1 protein-coding gene is annotated in these 219 nt (G+C 51.6%); it reads right to left on the reverse strand.

The features are described from left to right. A partial coding sequence (locus EAE89_RS23365) for an Ig-like domain-containing protein (protein ID WP_214086709.1) occupies nt 1–219 on the reverse strand: 219 nt, incomplete at both ends.

The raw sequence follows: 219 nt of genomic DNA on the forward strand, positions 1-219 counted from the left end.
CCGCCGTACTGGTTAAGGTCGCGGTCACCTGTCCCTGCGCGTTACTCACCGAATTGCTTTGTTTTGTCAGTTTTAACCCGACCACCGTTTTATCTGTCTGCCAGTCAATCTCGATCGGTTTATCCACCACCAGATTGCCATGCCCATCTTTCACCGTCGCCGTGAAGGTATAACTGTCCGTGCCGTTGTTGTAACGCTTCCCGTCTTTATCCACATCCA

Origin of the sequence: Photorhabdus heterorhabditis, from assembly GCF_018448905.1 — a bacterium.
Lineage (GTDB): Bacteria > Pseudomonadota > Gammaproteobacteria > Enterobacterales > Enterobacteriaceae > Photorhabdus > Photorhabdus heterorhabditis.